13 protein-coding genes and 6 tRNA genes are annotated in these 18493 nt (G+C 38.8%); 16 read left to right on the forward strand and 3 right to left on the reverse strand.

Features of this window, described 5'->3' with window-relative positions; all coding sequences use genetic code 11:
* The first annotated feature begins 18 nt into the window (after positions 1-18).
* From AABK36_RS03240 to AABK36_RS03290, 11 genes are all read left to right on the forward strand, one after another.
* Complete coding sequence (locus AABK36_RS03240; protein WP_309937593.1) at positions 19-1095, forward strand: bifunctional transcriptional activator/DNA repair enzyme AdaA; 1077 nt, start codon at positions 19-21, stop codon at positions 1093-1095.
* Positions 1073-2194 (forward strand): methylated-DNA--[protein]-cysteine S-methyltransferase, encoded by a 1122-nt coding sequence (locus tag AABK36_RS03245; protein WP_309937594.1) that lies wholly within the window; start codon positions 1073-1075, stop codon positions 2192-2194. Before AABK36_RS03240 ends, AABK36_RS03245 begins: the two co-directional genes overlap by 23 nt.
* A gap of 36 nt (positions 2195-2230) precedes the next feature.
* On the forward strand, positions 2231-3070 hold the full coding sequence (locus AABK36_RS03250) for an isocitrate lyase/PEP mutase family protein (RefSeq protein WP_309937595.1): 840 nt from the start codon (positions 2231-2233) through the stop codon (positions 3068-3070).
* A 181-nt stretch (positions 3071-3251) separates the two neighbouring features.
* Positions 3252-3324 (forward strand) — tRNA-Gln (locus AABK36_RS03255).
* Positions 3325-3355: 31 nt separating this feature from the next.
* Positions 3356-3428 (forward strand) — tRNA-Gln (locus tag AABK36_RS03260).
* A 31-nt stretch (positions 3429-3459) separates the two neighbouring features.
* A tRNA-Gln gene (locus AABK36_RS03265) sits at positions 3460-3532 on the forward strand.
* 29 nt (positions 3533-3561) lie between these two features.
* Positions 3562-3634, forward strand: a tRNA-Gln gene (locus AABK36_RS03270).
* 30 nt (positions 3635-3664) lie between these two features.
* Positions 3665-3737 (forward strand) — tRNA-Gln (locus AABK36_RS03275).
* Positions 3738-3767: 30 nt separating this feature from the next.
* A tRNA-Gln gene (locus AABK36_RS03280) sits at positions 3768-3840 on the forward strand.
* Positions 3841-3921: 81 nt separating this feature from the next.
* On the forward strand, positions 3922-4383 hold the full coding sequence (locus AABK36_RS03285) for a CYTH domain-containing protein (protein ID WP_309937596.1): 462 nt from the start codon (positions 3922-3924) through the stop codon (positions 4381-4383).
* Between the two features lie 64 nt (positions 4384-4447).
* On the forward strand, positions 4448-4834 hold the full coding sequence (locus AABK36_RS03290; RefSeq protein ID WP_374709115.1) for a co-chaperone GroES: 387 nt from the start codon (positions 4448-4450) through the stop codon (positions 4832-4834).
* 62 nt (positions 4835-4896) lie between these two features.
* On the opposite strand, the gene hemB is transcribed toward AABK36_RS03290, so the two are convergent.
* Positions 4897-5871, reverse strand: a complete 975-nt coding sequence (hemB, locus tag AABK36_RS03295; RefSeq protein ID WP_309937597.1) for a porphobilinogen synthase — start codon at positions 5869-5871, stop codon at positions 4897-4899.
* Positions 5872-6089: 218 nt separating this feature from the next.
* Here hemB and AABK36_RS03300 point away from each other — a divergent pair, with 218 nt between their 5' ends.
* The 3 genes from AABK36_RS03300 to hflX all read left to right on the forward strand — a co-directional run bounded on the left by AABK36_RS03300 (position 6090) and on the right by hflX (position 13171).
* Positions 6090-6662, forward strand: a complete 573-nt coding sequence (locus AABK36_RS03300) for a plasmid pRiA4b ORF-3 family protein (protein ID WP_309937598.1) — start codon at positions 6090-6092, stop codon at positions 6660-6662.
* Between the two features lie 175 nt (positions 6663-6837).
* Positions 6838-11667, forward strand: a complete 4830-nt coding sequence (locus tag AABK36_RS03305; RefSeq protein WP_309937599.1) for a DNA repair ATPase — start codon at positions 6838-6840, stop codon at positions 11665-11667.
* A gap of 241 nt (positions 11668-11908) precedes the next feature.
* The gene (gene hflX, locus AABK36_RS03310; protein WP_309937600.1) at positions 11909-13171 is read left to right on the forward strand and encodes a GTPase HflX; all 1263 of its coding nucleotides are present in this window, start codon (positions 11909-11911) and stop codon (positions 13169-13171) included.
* A 68-nt stretch (positions 13172-13239) separates the two neighbouring features.
* Here hflX and pyk read toward each other — a convergent pair whose 3' ends face one another.
* Positions 13240-14679, reverse strand: a complete 1440-nt coding sequence (gene pyk, locus AABK36_RS03315; RefSeq protein ID WP_309937601.1) for a pyruvate kinase — start codon at positions 14677-14679, stop codon at positions 13240-13242.
* 284 nt (positions 14680-14963) lie between these two features.
* Here pyk and AABK36_RS03320 point away from each other — a divergent pair, with 284 nt between their 5' ends.
* A complete protein-coding gene (locus tag AABK36_RS03320; RefSeq protein WP_309937602.1) occupies positions 14964-16157 on the forward strand; it encodes a hypothetical protein in 1194 nt (397 codons plus the stop codon).
* Between the two features lie 13 nt (positions 16158-16170).
* The gene (locus AABK36_RS03325) at positions 16171-17106 is read left to right on the forward strand and encodes a PfkB family carbohydrate kinase (RefSeq protein ID WP_309937603.1); all 936 of its coding nucleotides are present in this window, start codon (positions 16171-16173) and stop codon (positions 17104-17106) included.
* A gap of 70 nt (positions 17107-17176) precedes the next feature.
* On the opposite strand, the gene AABK36_RS03330 is transcribed toward AABK36_RS03325, so the two are convergent.
* The gene (locus AABK36_RS03330; RefSeq protein ID WP_309937604.1) at positions 17177-18466 is read right to left on the reverse strand and encodes a replication-associated recombination protein A; all 1290 of its coding nucleotides are present in this window, start codon (positions 18464-18466) and stop codon (positions 17177-17179) included.
* Positions 18467-18493 lie beyond the last annotated feature (27 nt).

Genomic DNA, 18493 nt, shown 5'->3' on the forward strand with positions numbered 1-18493 from the left:
ATCAAAAGTGAATGATCGATGGAGATAACGGATGAGAAGTTGAGAATTGTGTATTATGGAGCTGTTTTGAATAGAGACAGTAGCTATATTGGTTCATTCTTCTTTGGAGTGAGAACAACTGGGATTTTTTGTTTACCCTCTTGCAGAGCTAGAACGCCAAAGTTCAAAAATGTAGTATTTTTTACAGATACAAAAGATTTGCTGGATGAAGGGTATCGGCCTTGCAAGTTGTGCCGTCCGACAAATTATCTGAACGATACTCCGATTGAAGTGGAAAAGGCTATGAACTTGGTGTTTGAAAGATGGCCGAGCAAGGTGAAGGATACGGATTTAAGTTCGTCAGGAATTCAACCTGAAATGTTAAGACGATGGTTTAAAAAACATCATGGCATGACTTTCCAATCATATCAAAGAATGATTAGGCTTAATACGGCTTTCCAAGAATTGCATCAAGGCGAGAAAGTGGATCAATCTGCTTTTGGAATAGGATATGAATCTTTGAGTGGGTTTGGGTATTTATGCAAGACTTTGACAGGCAAGTCTCCAAAGGAAATTTCTTCTCATAAAGTAATCAATATGGATAGGATTTCAACCCCTTTGGGACATATGATCATCGGTGTTGTTGATGGGGCTGTATGCCTTTTAGAGTTTGCTGATAGGAGAATGTTGGAAAAGCAGTTATTTAAGATTCAAAGCAAATTGAATGCGGTTATACTCAAGGGAAAAAACGATATGATAGACAAGGCTAAAATTGAGCTTTTAGATTATTTTGAAGGAAAAAGATGTCGTTTTGATTTGCCTTTAGCTGAGCTGGGCAATGAGATGGATAAACGTGTTTGGAAAGCTCTGCGTGAAATTCCCGCTGGACAAACTAAAACTTATTCATCAATAGCAAAGCAATTAGGAATAAGTGAAAAGTCAGTTAGAAAGTCGAATGGTGAAAATGCTCTGGCGATTTTAACACCGTGTCACCGTTTGTTAAGCGATCAAGGCGAGCATGTGGGCTATGGAGGCGGATTGGCTAGAAAAAATTGGCTATTGAGGCATGAAAGTATAATGTTCAAAAAGCAAGATGATGTATTACGAGGTCTTTGAGATAAGCGGGTATAGAGTGACATTGATTGGAGATGAGCAAGGTTTGTCAAGATTAATGATTGGAGAAGAGGTTGAGTATAGTCTTAAGGGCTTGCAGGAAGTTTGTGGCTTTGACTTGTTTGAGCAAGCTAAGATTCAACTTGCGGAGTATTTTATAGGAAGCAGAATTGATTTTGATTTAAAGTTGAATCCACAAGGAACAGATTTTCAAAAATCCGTTTGGAATGCTTTGAGAGAAATTCCATATGGAGAAGCAAGGACATACAAGCAAATTGCTGTAGAAGTAGGAAATCCTAAAGGCGCTAGAGCTGTTGGAATGGCTAATAATAAAAATCCCTTGCCTGTCATTATTCCTTGCCATCGAGTGGTGGGAACAGGAAATAAATTGACGGGGTATGTTTTTGGCTTGACGATGAAGCGCCATTTGCTGAATTTGGAAAAAGTCACAGTTATTTTTCGAAGGCTTGAAGCTGGAAATGCCAGACATGGAAAAGTGTGGTGGCCGTCAGATAGTGTTTTCGAAATCATGGTTGGTGCGATTCTCACTCAAAATACTACTTGGAAAAATGTCGAGAAATCATTGTCTGAATTAAGTGATTATTTAATTCCGAGCAAGATTTTATCATTTTCACAAGAAGAACTGGCTTTGAAAATAAAGTCAAGCGGATACCAAAATCAAAAAGCGCTTTATTTGAAAACGATGGCCGAATGGTGGATGAGCAAAGGCGAAAGTATAGAGTGCTTGAAAGGGTTGAGTGATAATGAGTTCAGAACTGAGCTATTGTCTTTGAAGGGAGTTGGAAAGGAAACGGCTGATTCAATTATGGTTTATGCCTTTAGTAGGCCTTTCTTTGTAATTGACGCTTATACGAGAAGGATATTTCAAAGAGTTGGCTTTGAGGTGCCTAAAGATTATGATGAGTTTAGAATTATGATTGAGGAATGCGTATCAAGAGATTCGAGATTATATGGTGAATATCATGGGCTGTTGGTTGAACATGCTAAGAATTATTGTTTGAGTATTCCGAAGTGTGAAAAATGTCCACTTGCTGAGATCTGTGATTATAAAGTGGAGGAAACTTTGTCTCTGTTTGGCTAGAGTAAGATTACGTTCTTCAATGGAAAAAAATTAATTATGAAAAAAATAGAACAGAAGATATTGGCGGAAGAGTTTCAGGATTTGCATCAAAAACACGAGCTTTTTGTTTTGCCAAACGTTTGGAATGCAGGCTCGGCCGTGGTGTTTGAAAAGCAAGGGTTTCAGGCTTTGGGCACCACTAGCGCCGGTATAGCCTATTCTCTTGGATATCCGGATGGTGAAAAGATTACCTTGAATGATTTGTGCTTGGTGGTAGAGCAAATTGTGAAAAGAATAAATATTCCTTTGTCTGTGGATGCGGAAAGAGGCTATGGCGATTCACCGGAAGTTGCTAAAATTTCAGTTAGAAGGATTATTGAAGCAGGAGCTGTGGGGATTAATATTGAAGATGGATATCCTGAAGAAAAACCATTCTTAGAAAATTTAACCTTGCAATTAGAGAAAATTCAGGCGATAAAAGAGTTGAAGAAAGAATTGAACATGCCTTTTGTCATCAATGCGAGAACCTGTGTTTTTTGGCTTGGAGTAGGAAAGGAATCTGAAAGAATGGATTTAGCTTTGGAAAGAATCAACGCTTATGCTGACGCTGGAGCAGATTGTTTATTTGTGCCTGGAGTGTTGAATGAAGAACAAAGTAAAATATTAGCTCTTAACTCTCCTCTTCCATTGAATTTGATAGCAAATCCGGTATTTAATGATGTTGTTAAGCTTAATGCAATGGGAGTGAGTAGATTGAGTTTAGGCTCTGGACCCGCTAGATGGACTTGCAATAAATTAATAAAATTGGCAGATCATTTGAAGAAAGGCAATGACTTTTCCGCCTTGTTCACGCATGATTTTTCATATGATAAAGCAAATAAATATTTTGATTTTTAAAATTGTAGATTAAAGCTCTTCAGTTTTTAGTATAATTTTTATTTAAGGATTCTCGTCATTTTAGGTAGTTGATTGAAAAATGGTTTTAAAATTGCTTGAGATAGCTTTTTTTTCTGTTTTTAATTTGATAATTCCGCAAAAACCACACATATTTGCATCCGCTAAACGGAAAACCGTTGAATGTCCCATGGTGTAACTGGCAACACGTCTGATTTTGGTTCAGAAGAGTCTAGGTTCGAGCCCTAGTGGGACAACATTAAAAATAGCGAAAGCGACAATTCCGATTGTCCCATGGTGTAACTGGCAACACGTCTGATTTTGGTTCAGAAGAGTCTAGGTTCGAGCCCTAGTGGGACAACATTAAAAATAGCGAAAGCGACAATTTCGATTGTCCCATGGTGTAACTGGCAACACGTCTGATTTTGGTTCAGAAGAGTCTAGGTTCGAGCCCTAGTGGGACAACATTCAAAAGCGAAAGCGACAATTTCTATTGTCCCATGGTGTAACTGGCAACACGTCTGATTTTGGTTCAGAAGAGTCTAGGTTCGAGCCCTAGTGGGACAACATTGAAAAAGCGAAAGCGATAATTCCGATTGTCCCATGGTGTAACTGGCAACACGTCTGATTTTGGTTCAGAAGAGTCTAGGTTCGAGCCCTAGTGGGACAACATTGAAAAAGCGAAAGCGACAATTCCGATTGTCCCATGGTGTAACTGGCAACACGTCTGATTTTGGTTCAGAAGAGTCTAGGTTCGAGCCCTAGTGGGACAACAAAAATATTCCTGCCGAAACATTTCCTTAATGATTTTTTTTTAATTTTGAGTTGCAGTCACTTATTATGCATTTTTCATTATGGGAAAAGAAATAGAAAGAAAATTTTTAGTAAATGACCCTACAATAATCAAGGGTTTGCCTTATAGTTTTATCGCTCAAGGTTATCTGAATAGTGATCCTTATAGAACTGTCAGAGTGAGGATAAAGAAAGATAAGGGTTTTTTAACAATCAAAAGCAAGCATACTGAAATTGCCAGAGCTGAGTTTGAATATGAGATACCTCTTGCCGATGCCAAGCAAATTATGGATTTGTGCGAACATAGCATAGTTCAGAAAAAGAGATACCTTGTGGAGTATCATGGAAAAACATGGGAAGTTGATATTTTTGAAGGCGACAATAGAGGTTTAATTATCGCTGAACTGGAGCTTGAAGCAGAAAAAGAAGCTTTTGATCTTCCTGAGTGGGTTGGCGAGGAAGTTACTTCTCAGCCTAAGTATTTGAATGCTAACTTAGCTATCGAACCTTTTAAAAACTGGTAGTCGCTGAATACTTGATTCTGTTTTTAATGCTTCATACATTTGTCGAGATTAACTAATTCGTAAAATGGAGTCTATTAAATTGCCTGAGAATAAGCTTGACAAATTAATGATAGTGGGCGATCGTGTTTTGATTAAGCCTGTAAAGCAAAGTAATAAAACAGCTAGCGGATTGTATTTACCGCCAAGTGTTAAGGAAAAGGAAAAAGTTCAAAGCGGATACGTAATTAAAGTCGGTCCGGGTTATCCAGTTCCAGTGGCTATGGATTTGGAAGAGTCTTGGAGAGGGCAGGAAGATAAGGTACAGTATATTCCTTTGCAGGCTAAAGAAGGAGACTTAGCGATATTTTTGCTAGCTGGAGCCTATGAGGTCGTTTATGATGAAGAAAAGTATTTTATCGTTCCCCAGTCGTCGATTTTGATGCTGGAAAGAGATGAGAGTATTTTTTCTTAAAGAATAAATTTAGGTATTAAAGAATTTTGTAAAGCCCGAATGATCGGGCTTTATTTATTATATTATTTTTGAAGTAATGCGAATTCTTTCGCGAAATATGTCAGTATGGCATTGGCTCCTGATCGTTTGATGCTAAGCAAGGTTTCCAGCATGGCTTTTTCTCCGTCTAACCATCCTTTTTCTGCGGCGGCTTTGATCATAGCGTATTCACCGCTTACATTGTAAGCTGTGATAGGCAGTTCGTAGTTGTCTTTTAACAAGCTGATCACGTCAAGGTAGGCAAGTGCGGGCTTCACCATCATAAAGTCCGCGCCTTCAGAATAGTCCAAGTCCGCCTCGATCAAGGCTTCTCTTTTATTGGCAGGATCCATTTGGTAAGTCTTTTTATCGCCGAATTTTGGGGCGGAATCCAAAGCATCTCTGAATGGACCATAAAACGCGCTGGCATACTTAGCAGTATAAGCCATGATAGAGACATCAGAGTACCCTTCCTCGTCTAGAATTTGGCGAATATAGCCAACACGACCATCCATCATGTCCGAAGGCCCAATGATGTCAATGCCTGTTCTAGCTTGTGCTAAAGCCATTTTTCCAAGTACTTCAAGTGTATCGTCATTGATGATTCTTCCATCTCTTACGATGCCATCATGGCCGTCAGAGCTGTAAGGATCCATGGCTACGTCAGTCATGACGCAAGATTCAGGAAACAACGTTTTTATTTTCGCTAAAGTTGTATTGTACAAGCTATTCGGGTTCCAGCTTTCAGTGGCCATGCTGTCCTTCTTGTCTTCAGATATCGAAGGAAATATACAGAAGGTCCTGATGCCAAGCTTCATGCAAACTTCGATTTCTTTGAGAAGCAAATCCTGGGAATATCTGTAAATGCCCGGCATGGATTTGACTTCTTCGGATTTGTTTTGTCCTTCTATCAAGAACATTGGAAATATCATGTCTTTGACTGAAAGCCTTGTTTCCTCCACCATGTCTCTAAGGGCAGGGGATTTTCTATTACGTCTGGGTCTTCTGTGAGGGTGCATATAGAAATATCTTAAACTGTTTCCTCAAATTTAAAAAACAAGCGCTTAAAAAGTTTAGTTTGGCGATTAAATTGGATGAAATATGCTACTCAATCTTGAAAGTAAATTTGCATAAACATGAGAATGATTAAAAAATTAAATTTATTCAGAGAAAACGCATCTTTTTTGCGATAATTTAGTTCGTAAGGTACAATCTTGAATCTTTTGATATAATTCCAATGGCTGTAGAACTTAAAATAACCCTTAATGACATGTCTCCGAAAGTGGAGAGATGGGTGACAGTACCCTCAGATTTTAATTTTGAAGAACTTCATCTTGTGATTCAGGGAGCTATGGGTTGGAAAAACGCGCATTTGTACACATTCAATGAAGAGGGAAGAGAGGATTTAATAAAGATTGGCGTCATCATAGATGAGGATTGGGCCGAGAACTATCGCGATGCCAGACATATCTACCTTTTGGATGAGTTGGATAAAATAGGGAAGAAATATGTTTACAATTACGACTTGAAAGACAATTGGCTGCACAAAGTGGAATTGTTGCATATAAATGATATGGAGCCTGATTATCCAGTTTGCACAAAAGGCACTGGAAGTTGCCCTCCTGAAGATTGCGGAGGACCAAAAGCATATGGGGAATTGCTTAAACGTGCTAAAAAAGAGTCTTTGACAGATGAGGATAGAAGCATTTTAGGCTTGAAGCCAGAAGAAAATTGGTCTCCAAAACCTTTTGATATTGATGAGTTGAACGATTATATTTTATATTTTTTTAGAAATAGATACGAGGTTTAATATGCTTTTCTCATAAGCAAATAGCTTGTATTTATTTTTTTTGATTGAAAGGTAACAATCGAGCAAAATGCCTTCAAGGTGTTTTGGAGTCATTTGATAGGGCTTGGTAGGAAAATTGTTCTTTAATATGATTATCGAATATTGAACTTGAATAAATCATCAGGCATTTTAACATATGAGCAGTACCCGAAATACATCGAGATCCTTGGATTTTTCAACATATGAAGTTCTGAAGCAAAGGCTTCAACAACAAACAGAAAGTCTTGAGAATAAGCTTCAACAACTTGATGCATCGAGAAAGGAAGCTTTTGGCAGTTTTGATATGAGCTTGCTGGAGTCGGTGGGACTTGAATTGCCAGAAAAAAGCCGCTTGGTTGATTTTACTATTTTAGGAAATTTGGTGATGGCGGGAAGGTTCAATGAATTAAGGCAAGAGAATTCCAAATTAGAAGATATTTTTTCTCTGTATGAGTATAAGGAAGGTGGAAAGCTTGAATTGATTGACTTGAATATTATAGACCAGTCAGAATTCAAAAGAGAGTTGTTTGAAACTTTGACGAATAATGCTCAAGTTCGTTTTTATCGTTTTGTAAGAAAGGATCATTACGTCTATTTCGCTTTCAAATCGCCGGGAGCTAGAAATTATTTCAAAGTTTTCAAATGGCTGTACGAGAACGGAGAAATGAAATATCTAGGGGTGAATGTTAAGCACGAGTTGAATTTGCCCGAGCAACAGGAATTAAATTGGAAACTTATATCAAAGGAAAAGTTAAATGCTGGAGATGCGCCATTGCTGGAAATGACTGATGAGGAAGTAACCCAATTAGTAGGAAACAAGCCTGAGGCTTTGCTCCATGCGAAACTTGGCAATTTGGTGCTCATCAAGTTCAAATCAGGATATGAGTCTTACAAGTATTTGATCTACCACAACCGCTTCAAGACTGTTGATGCTGTTGAGTCATTGCAAGAAGCGTGTTTGATCTTGCCTAACGACCAAGGGGTGATTTTTCCTAAGGGGTTTTATTTGCAATCAGGAGATCATGAATCCTACGATTATCCGTGCAAGAATTTAAGTTATGTCAAGCACATTTTATCAAAGAGCGGTCAGGATTATTTATACGTATTTTATAATGATGAAGAACATGTATACATCTTGTATCATTACAATAAGGTAGATCAAGAAGTTAAAGCTTCGATATTATGTCATGCTTTTTCGCTTTTTGAGGATGGAAAGTTATGCCTGTACAAAAAGGAGGATGATAGCTTGAAAATGAAATATGCTTTGCAACTGTGGAGTTCTCCGTATGTTGGCGCTGACTTTCAAACGCAAGTGAACAAGGATTCCTTTTTATATAAAATAGGCAATAAGGAAGTAATCAATGTGATTACCGAATGCAAAGGTCTTGTCAAGGAGCTTCATAAGCCATATGACAGTAAGGATGATTATAAGTTGTTGATGAACCTCACATCGGCAGTAATTAATAAATTCCATTGGATAGAGGATGAGAGAGCTTTCAAGTTGAAAGACACGCTTGAAATGATCAAGAATGCCTCCAAATCGGCTATTGATGAGTTTGACAAAGTAGTTGACCTTAAGTTGAATTTGGTGGAGGTAATTGGGGAGCTTGAAAATAAAGTGAATGACTTAAGCGCGGAATTGGAAGCTGAAGCGCCAAAAGATATTCAAGAGTTTGTAGGTTACTTGGCAAGATTTAAATCTTTGCAAAGCGAAGCCTTGCGAATTAAAGAGCATAAAGATCTCATTGAGAATATGGATGCCTTGGAGAGAATAAGCGAGGCATTGAAGCTTAAGGTTGATGAATTAACTCAAGGAGTCTCCGAAGTTTTGGAGGGAGACTCGTTTTTGGATAAATATGAAGGAATGTTGGCGGAGTTGGAAGGTGAGATTGGCCAAAGCGAAAAGGCTTTTGATATACCGAAATTGGAAGAAAAGATTATTGACCTTTCCGATGAAGTGGAGCTTTTGACGGAATTGGTAGGTGATTTGGCTGTTGAAGACAAGTCCTTTATCGCTTCGGTATTGCAGAAGTTGTCAACGATATATACCAAGGTTTCCAAGCTTAAGACGGATATTGATATAAAAAAAGACAAGCTGTCTTCAAAAGAAGGCAAGGAAGTCTTTTCAGCGGAGTTTCAGCTCGTTGAGCAATCAGTCGCTCATAGGCTTAACCTTTCCGACACTCCGGAGAAGTGCGAAGTGAATTTGAATAAGCTGTTGATCAAGTTGGATGAACTGGAAGCTCGCTTTGCGCATGAAGATAGCTTTTTGGATAAGTTGTCGGAAAAGCGGGAGCAGTTAAGATCCGCTTTTGAAATGAAAAGAAACTCTTTGCAAGAAAATGAAGCTTCAAAGTTGCTCAAGAAGTTTGAAACTGCTGAAAGAGTTTTGGGCGTGATCTCGGGACGAGTTGATTCTTTAAGTTCGGTAGAGGAAGTCGACGCTTTTTTCACATCTGACCCAATGATCTATAAGTTTGAGGGCTTGGTGAATGATTTGTTTGAAGGAGATGATTATGTCAAGGGAGAAAGCCTGATGACAAGATTTCAACGAATCAAGGAAGATCGCTTGAGAATGATCAGAGATGGCGAAGAGCTCTATGTGAAGGACGGTGTTATCAATTTGGGGAATTATGCTTTTTCAGTCAATCCAAAATCTTTTAAACTGTCGTTGGTTCCCAAGGGAGATGAATTATTTTTTCATATTTCAGGAACTAATTTTTATGAAAAAATAGAAGATGAGACGATCTCGGAACATAAAAAATTCTGGGGGCAGAGATTTATTTCTGAAAGTGATGATATTCTGAGAGCTGAATATCTGGCATATATTGTATTTGAGCAACTAAGATCTCATTCGTTTTCTGTTGATGATGCGGTGTTAGGAGCGGAAGAGTGGAGTGCTTTGTCAGAGGACGATCAATTGAAGTCGATCAATGATTTTATGATTCAGAGGTATCAAGAAGGTTATGTTAAAGGAGTACATGATGTTGATGCTTTAAGAATTTTGAATAGTTTGATAGGTTTTTGTTCCAAAGCAGAATTATTGAGGTTTTCTTCCTCTGTGCGTGCGGGAGCGAGGTATGCTTGGGATGTTTGGTTGGATAAAAACAGAAGACAAACACTAGAGAGGCAAATAAACGGCCTTTCATATGTTGTTAAGAACTTTCCGGGCAATGATCATTTTGATCAGGTTAAATCCGAATTAACCCATGAAGTTTCTTCTTGTTATTTGCAGACGGAGTTGTTCGATCAAGAAGATATAGAAGACGCTACTCAATATTTGTATTCCGAACTAGTTAAAATGGATCCATCGTTCGTGGTGGATGAGAGAGCTTCAGAGTTGCTGGAAGGTTTTTTGGAAAGTCTTAAAGAAGGAAGTTTGGAGGAGCAATTCAGGGCATCTTTTCAACACATCACCAATAGACCGTTTCAATACAGGATTCTAAGGGCTTGGCTAGGGGCTCATGCAGAGGTAAATGCCAAGGAGTTATTGCCTTTTGTGGAGGAAGCTTCCGTATTGCTTTTGACCCGTTCCTCGCATAAGGAAAATATTTTGAGTGTTCCATTATCCGAAATGCTGGAAGATTTTAACAGCGTTCACCCGTTGGTGGATGAAGGAACTTATCAATTGGATTTTCAAGATTTTTTCAGGAAAATGTCTAGGTATTTTATCGCGGGTAGGGAACAGTTTGAGCAATTTCATGAGAGAAAGAATGAGTTGATGGAAGAGTTCAATCAGTTTTTTAATATAGAGTCGTTGTCTACAGATGTGTTGAGCACATTTGTCCGAAATAAGTTGATCAATGATGTGTACTTGCCTTTGATTGGGGCTAATCTGGCCAAGCAAATCGGAGAGCATGGCGATGAGAAGAGAACCGACAGAATGGGCTTATTGCTCTTGATTTCGCCACCGGGATATGGCAAAACGAGCTTGATGGAATATTTGGCAAGCAGATTGGGTCTGGCATTTGTTAAAATAGACGGTCCTTCATTAGGAAGGGATATAACGTCATTGGACCCGGAAACAGCGCATAACGCAGGAGCGAAAGAGGAATTATTGAAGTTGAATACAGCATTTGAGATGGGGGATAATGTGATGATGTATATTGATGATATACAACATTGCAGTAGCGAGTTCTTGCAGAAGTTTATAAGTCTATGTGATGCGCAAAGGAAAATAGAAGGCAAGTTCAAAGGAAAGCCAAAGACATATAGTTTTAAGAATAGCAAATTCTGTGTGGTGATGGCTGGAAATCCATTTACGGAAAATGGTAAACGATTTAAAGTGCCGGAAATGCTTCTTAATAGAGCTGACATTTATAATTTGGGAGATATCACAGCTCAAAGCTCTAAAGAGTTCGAGCTTAGTTATTTGGAGAATAGCTTAGTGGCGAATAAACATACAAAATCATATGCGTCTAAGTTGGGTGATGACTTTGGTAAAATGATATTGTGGGCGGAAGGGAAAATCGATGGATTTGGATTAGTTGAGAAATTTGATCCAGTGGAAGTCGAGGAGATGAAAGAGATGTTGGGCAAGTTTGTTCGGGTGAGAAATGTGTTGATGAAAGTGAATGAAGCTTATATACGCTCATCTAAAGGTGATTTTGACATATTAGAGGAACCGCCCTTCAAGCTTCAAGGCTCTTATCGTGATATGCAAAATATTGTGGAAAGGATAAACCCTGTAATGAATGTCTCTGAAGTCGATCAAATGATTTCATCTTATTACAAAAGAGAGTCGATGGTTTTGTCAGAGCATGCGGAATCAAGTTTGTTGAAAGTGAAAGAGATCATGGGGGTGATGACTCCTGAAGAAAGGGAGAAATGGGGAATAATCAAGACGAAATACGCTGAGTTCATTGAGTCTGGCGGGGATAAATACCATATGGGCCATGTCTTGTCTCAGCTTGGAAGCATTACCGAGGGGCTTGATAATATAGCAGGCGAGATAAAGCGATTCACAGATCCTAAAAATGAAGGTTAGAAAAAGTTGATTATAACTAAAATCTTATGCAATAGTGGTTTGGGAAAACAATTTTTAGCAAATTTGCATCATATAAAAAATATGTTGGTGCATGGTTTCGAGATGAAATCAACTTCATGCGCTTGCAATATGAGAGCATACTCTGAAGGTAATAATGGTAATTTTGAACTGCATTGGTAATATCCAGTTCCGCTGACATGGTCGTATGCTCGAAATTTTTCACTTATAGAAAAAATACTGAATGGCAAAAACATATGATACAGGCCTGAAGAAAGAGACGGCTGTATTAGTGGCGGTGGCTAAGCCAGATCAAGCTAACCACAGGACGATAGAGTATTTGGATGAGCTGGCTTTTTTGGCTGAAACCAAGGGAATTGAAACCATAAAGACATTTACACAAAAGCTTGATAAGCCAGATAAAAAGACCTTTATAGGTAAAGGGAAATTGGAGGAAGTAGATGCTTATGCCAAGAATTTCGAGGTTGATTATGTAATATTCGATGACGATTTGACTCCATCTCAATTGAGGAATTTGGAGAAAATCCTTAAAAGAAAAATCTACGATAGGAGTTTATTGATCTTGGATATATTCTTGATACGTGCTCAAACTGCTCAGGCAAAAGTTCAGGTTGAATTGGCAAGATTGCAATACTTGTTGCCAAGATTGACCAGAATGTGGACTCACCTTGAAAGACAGCGAGGAGGAACAAGCACTCGTGGTGGAGCAGGAGAGAAAGAGATTGAGACGGATAAGCGTGCGATTAGAAATCAGATCACAATTTTGAAAGAAAGACTTGCCAAGATTGACAAGCAAAGCATGACGCAGAGGAAAAATCGCTCAAGACAAGTAAGGTGCGCGTTGGTAGGTTATACCAATGTCGGGAAATCTACTATTATGCGAGCGATCACTAAATCCAATGTATTTGCTGAGAACAAATTGTTCGCCACTGTGGATTCAACAGTTAGAAAAGTGGTGTTCAATAGCATTCCTTTTTTGTTGACTGATACCGTTGGTTTTATCAGAAAGTTGCCTCACTCTTTGATAGAGTGTTTTAAGTCGACTTTGGATGAGGTAAGAGAGGCGGATGTGTTGATACACGTAGTGGATATATCGCATGAGGCTTTTGAGGATCATATAGATGTTGTAAATACGACATTAGCCGAGTTGAAAGTAGTTGACAAACCAACGATATTGGTTTTTAATAAGATCGACCTTTACGAGCAACAGCTTAAGGATGAAGAAGCCAGAGAGGATTCAGACAATCCTGAGTTTATGACCGCTGAAGAAAAAGAAAAAGCCTTGATAGATCGATTGAAGTCAACTTATCATGGCAAGAAAGATTACACAACAGTTTTCATCGCAGCTAAGGATAAGACGAATTTTGAGGAATTGAGAAAAGAAATTTACCTAAAGGTGAAAGAAAAATATTTTACGATTTTCCCTAACTACGTCAACCCAATGATTGATTATGAAAATTTCACTGGAGAAGAATTAAGCGAATAGCCTTAAAAAATTGAATATAAAAAAATGGGAATTTTTAGGTTCCCATTTTTTTATTCATTGAGAGATTATTATTCGCTGATATGGCCGACTTTCACTAAGTTGGTTTTTAGTTTGTCTTCAGCGTTTACTGTGCCTACAGTTATAACTCTATCGCCTTTTTCTAAACATCCTTCTTTAAGAAGCACTTTTTCGACATTTGCGAATGACTTCATAATGGATTCGTATTTTGGCAGATAAAAAGCTCTTACTCCCCATATAAGGTTTAGAGCAGGCACAAGGTCTTTTTCTTTGGAGAACATGAAAATTTTAGCCTTAGGTCGCTGGCTAGCTAAGTTGAAAGCAGTGAAACCGGATTCTGTCAGTCCGATGATCGCTTTTGCATTAGTTGCTTTAGCCATGATACAAGCACTGTGAATCACTTCTTTGCTTATGAATTCTTTTTCAGAACCTTCTGGGAAGCTGAAATCTTTTTCATAAATGCCTTCATCATTCAGCTCGATAGAACGGATGATTTCAGACATGCACTTCACTGCTTCTAAAGGAAACTTACCAGCCGCAGATTCTGCACTCAACATCACTGCGTCAGCGCCATCCATTACAGCGACAGCTACGTCGTTGGCTTCAGCTCTTGTAGGAATCGGGCTAGTGATCATGCTTTCAAGCATTTGCGTAGCGATGATTACCGGCTTGGCTTTTTTGAAGCACTTTTTCATGATTGATCTTTGAACTATTGGCAGTTCAGAAATAGCTGTTTCAACACCAAGGTCTCCACGAGCAACCATGATAGCGTCAGCGGCATCGATGATTCCATCAATTTCTTTAAGAGCCTCTGGTCTTTCGATCTTGGCAATGACTCTTGTTTTCTTGCCTCTTTCTTTGATAATAGATTTCAGCTGGTCGATATCAGCTCTTGATCTTACGAATGAGATTGCTACCCAATCGATATTGTGCTTCAATCCAAATTCAAGATCAGCCAAATCCTTTTTTGTAAGGCATGATTCAGAAATCTGTGTATCAGGAAGGTTGATGCCCTTGCGAGATTTAAGCATACCACCAACGATGACTTTGGTTTTTACTTTTTTCCCGTCAACTTCTTCTACTTGCAATTGAAGTTTGCCATCGTCAATCATGATTTTGTCGCCGACTTTGACATCTTTCACGAAGTTTTGGTAAGTTGTAGAAACCTCATTCTCATTACCTTCCAACTCTTCTTCCGTTGAAACGTAAAGAGTTTTTCCAGGAACGATTTCAACTTCTCCGTTTACGATGTTTCCGATACGGATTTTAGGTCCTTGCAAATCCTGTACGGCAGCAAGATTATAGTTGAACTCTTTGTTGATTTCCTTGATGATGTTGATCACCTTTAGATGATCCTCATGGCTTCCATGAGAGAAGTTTAATCTTAGTACATTTGCCCCCGCGATGGCAAATTGTAATAGCATTTCTTTGGTGTTACTCGCAGGCCCTACGGTGGCTATAATTTTTGTTCTTTTTAAAGGAGCGTTCATCTCTTTGATATAGTTTTAAACTTCTGGAATAGCAAAATTACAATCAAAAAGCATAAAGGAACGGATATGAAAATCACGCAACAAAATGACTCCAATCATGTAAATTTTCAATTAATTAACTCGTTACTGGTGATTTTGTTGATTCGCAAAAAAAAGCGTCAAGAGCGGTGTTATTTTAGAATTTTCATAAATTCACCTCTTTTTTGAAGATTTCCTATTTGACGAAAAAACGTTACTCTTTATCTAAAAAATAGTTACATTTGAGTTTTGTTATCAGGATGAATATGAAGATCATAGAAGTAAAAAGCCCTGAGCTTATGCGTGAGTTCATTGTGCTCGCAAAGAAAATCTACAAAGGGTACCCTAATTGGATTAGACCTTTGGATAAGGATATCGAACAGGTCTTTGATAAAAATAAGAATAAAGCTTACAGACACGGTGAAAGTGTTCAGTGGTTGTTGAAAGATGATAGCGGGACTGCAATTGGTCGTATCGCTGCATTTTACAATAAAAAAACAGCGAATAGGGATAATAAACAGCCTACAGGCGGTTTGGGATTTTTCGAATGTATTGACGATCAGAATGCTGCTAACATCTTGTTTGACACTGCTAAAGAGTGGCTTGCTGGAAAAGGCATGGAAGCGATGGATGGGCCTGTCAATTTTGGCGAAAGAGATAGGTGGTGGGGCTTGTTGATAGACGGATTCGATAGAGAACCAAACTATTTGTGCAATTACCATCCGGAATATTATCTGAAATTGTTTGAAAATTACGGATTCAAATTATATTTCAAGCAATTTACTTTTGAAAGGCCTGTTCAGTTAGAAATAACGGAAAAAATGCGAGCCAAAGCAGAAAGGGTAGCTAAGTACTCGGACATAAGATTCGAGCATTGTGTGCATTTGAATAAGATGGGAGAATATACTGAATTATTCAAGGATGCTTACAACAAAGCCTGGGGGCCTATCAAAGGTGTTTCGGAGCTTTCTAGCGGGCAAGCTAAGGCCATAATGAAATCGATCAAGCCAATATTAGACAGAAGGCTTCTATGGTTTGGCTTTAAGGGAGGCGAAGTGATTTCATTTTTTATCATGTTGCCGGAGATGAATCAGATTTTCAAGCACCTTGACGGACAGTTTGGTTTGTTGGCGAAATTGAAATTGCTTTATTATAAGACGTTTGTCAAAAACCCAAAGTTGACAGGTTTGATTTTTGGGGTTATTCCTGAGTATCAAGGCAAAGGAGTGGAAGCGGCTATGGTAGCGGCGGCGGCAAAGATAGTTCAACATGAGCTTTCTTACGAAACTTTGGAAATGAATTGGATTGGAGATTGGAATCCAAAGATGTTGAGAGTATGCGAGCTGGTTGACGGTACGGTTGTTAAAACTCACGGAACTTACAGGTATTTATTTGATAGAACGGCTCCATTTGAGAGATACCCTATCATGGGCGAAAAAAAAGATAAAAACAATAATTAAGATATTATAATAAATGAGCTTACTTTCAATTGGAACAGTGGCATATGATGCCTTAGAGACGCCTTTTGGTAAAGTTGATAAAATCATAGGCGGTTCGTGCACTTACATTGCTTTGTCGGCATCTTATTTCACAGCCAAATCAAATATTTGCGCTGTAATTGGCGACGATTTTGGTCAGGACAATATTGACCTTTTGACTGATAGAGGCGTGGATACTGAAGGACTTCAGATTAAAGAAGGCGAAAAGTCATTTTTCTGGTCTGGTAAATATCATAACGATATGAATACCAGAGATACTTTAGTGACTGAGTTGAACGTTTTGGAAAATTTCGATCCCGTTATTCCTGAAAATTATCAAGATTGTGAATTCTTGATGTTGGGCAACTTGACTCCTTCAGTGCAACAAACAGTGATTGACAGGTTAACTGATCGTCCGAAGTTCATCGCAATGGATACAATGAATCTTTGGATGGATATCATGTTGGATGATTTGAAGTCGGTACTTAAGTCTGTCGATATGCTTTTGGTGAATGACGAAGAAGCTAGACAGTTGACAGGGGAGTATTCTTTAGTCAAAGCGGCGAAGGCTATTCATGAGCTAGGGCCTCAATATGTGATCATTAAGAAAGGAGAGCACGGAGCTCTGTTGTTTGGCGAGGGACGCATATTCTCAGCGCCGGCTTTGCCATTGGAAGATGTTTTTGATCCAACGGGAGCAGGCGATACTTTCGCAGGCGGATTTATGGGCTATTTAGCTAAGACCAATGATATTTCATTTGAAAATATGAAGAGAGCTTTAATTTATGGTTCTGCGATGGCTTCTTTCTGTGTTGAAAAATTCGGACCTGAAAGGTTGTTGGATCTTTCTAATGATGAGATCGAGGACAGAGTTGCTCAGTTTGTAGGTCTTACGAACTTTGATATGGAATTCAAAGAAGGCGTTAGATAATAAGAAATGCATTTGCAAATAGCAAAAGATAAGAAAAGCCTGCTCGCAATTTAATTTGCTTGCCGGCTTTTTAATAATCGTATTTGTCTTGCCAGAAGAACTTAAGCCTTTTTCTGAATTCTGCTTCTCTGGCATTTTCTCCGGGTTCGTATAATTTTACTTGCTCCAAGCCTTCAGGCATAAACTCTTGGTATGCAAAATTATTTGGATAGTCATGTGAGTATTTGTACCCTTTGCCATAGCCTTGCTCTTTCATAAGTTTTGTTGGAGCGTTTCTCAGGTGCAATGGGACAGGAAGGTCTCCAGTTTCTTTGACGAGCTTTTTGGCTTTTTTGATAGCAAGGTAAGAAGCGTTGCTTTTTGCTGAACTAGCTAAGTACGTTACACATTGGCTAAGGATGATTTCAGCTTCCGGATAACCTATGACATTCACAGCCTGAAAGCAATTGTTTGCGATTACTAATGCCGTTGGGTTTGCGTGACCGACATCCTCTGAAGCGCTTATAAGCAGTCTTCGAGCAATGAATTTCACATCTTCTCCCCCTTCGATCATTCTCATCATCCAATACAATGCCGCGTTGGGATCGCTTCCTCTTATGGATTTGATCATCGCTGAGACGATATCGTAATGTTGCTCGCCGTTTTTATCATAGAGAGCGACTTTTTGTTGAGCGCAATCTTGTACGATTTTATCAGTAATTGCAATTTTATTTTTGCCAAGCGATTCGACTACCACTTCAAGAAGGTTGAGTAGTTTTCTGGCATCTCCATTGGAAAGCTTGAACAAAGCGTCATACTCTTTGATTTCAATGGATTTGCTTTTCAGTATAGCGTCTTTGGTTAATGCTTGATTCACCAGTGTCTTCATTTCATCTTTTGTCAAGGGCTTAAGCGTGTAAACTTGGCACCTTGACAGTAATGCGGCATTGACTTCAAAAGACGGATTTTCGGTAGTAGCGCCAATAAGAGTGATGAAGCCCTTTTCCACTGCTCCCAGCAAAGCGTCTTGTTGGGATTTGTTGAATCTATGAATTTCATCTATGAATAGGATGGTTCTTGGCTGGTGTTTGGCTTTGGTTATAATTTCCCTAACATCTTTCACTCCAGAAGAGATAGCGCTCAAGGTAGCGAATGGCATATCGAGGCTTTTCGCTATGATATTCGCCAAGGTAGTCTTTCCTATACCCGGAGGCCCCCAAAGAATCATGGAAGGAATGGATTTCATTTTGATGTGATTGTTTATCACTCCATGCTCACCAACAAGGTGGGATTGACCGATAATTTCGTCAATGCTTTGCGGTCTCATTCGTTCGGCTAAAGGTTGGTAATGCTGACTGAAGCCTTGATTCCATAAATCCATATCTTGACAATTTAGAAAGTGTAATAG

Origin of the sequence: Aureibacter tunicatorum (genome assembly GCF_036492635.1) — a bacterium.
GTDB classification, from domain to species: Bacteria; Bacteroidota; Bacteroidia; order Cytophagales; family Cyclobacteriaceae; genus Aureibacter; species Aureibacter tunicatorum.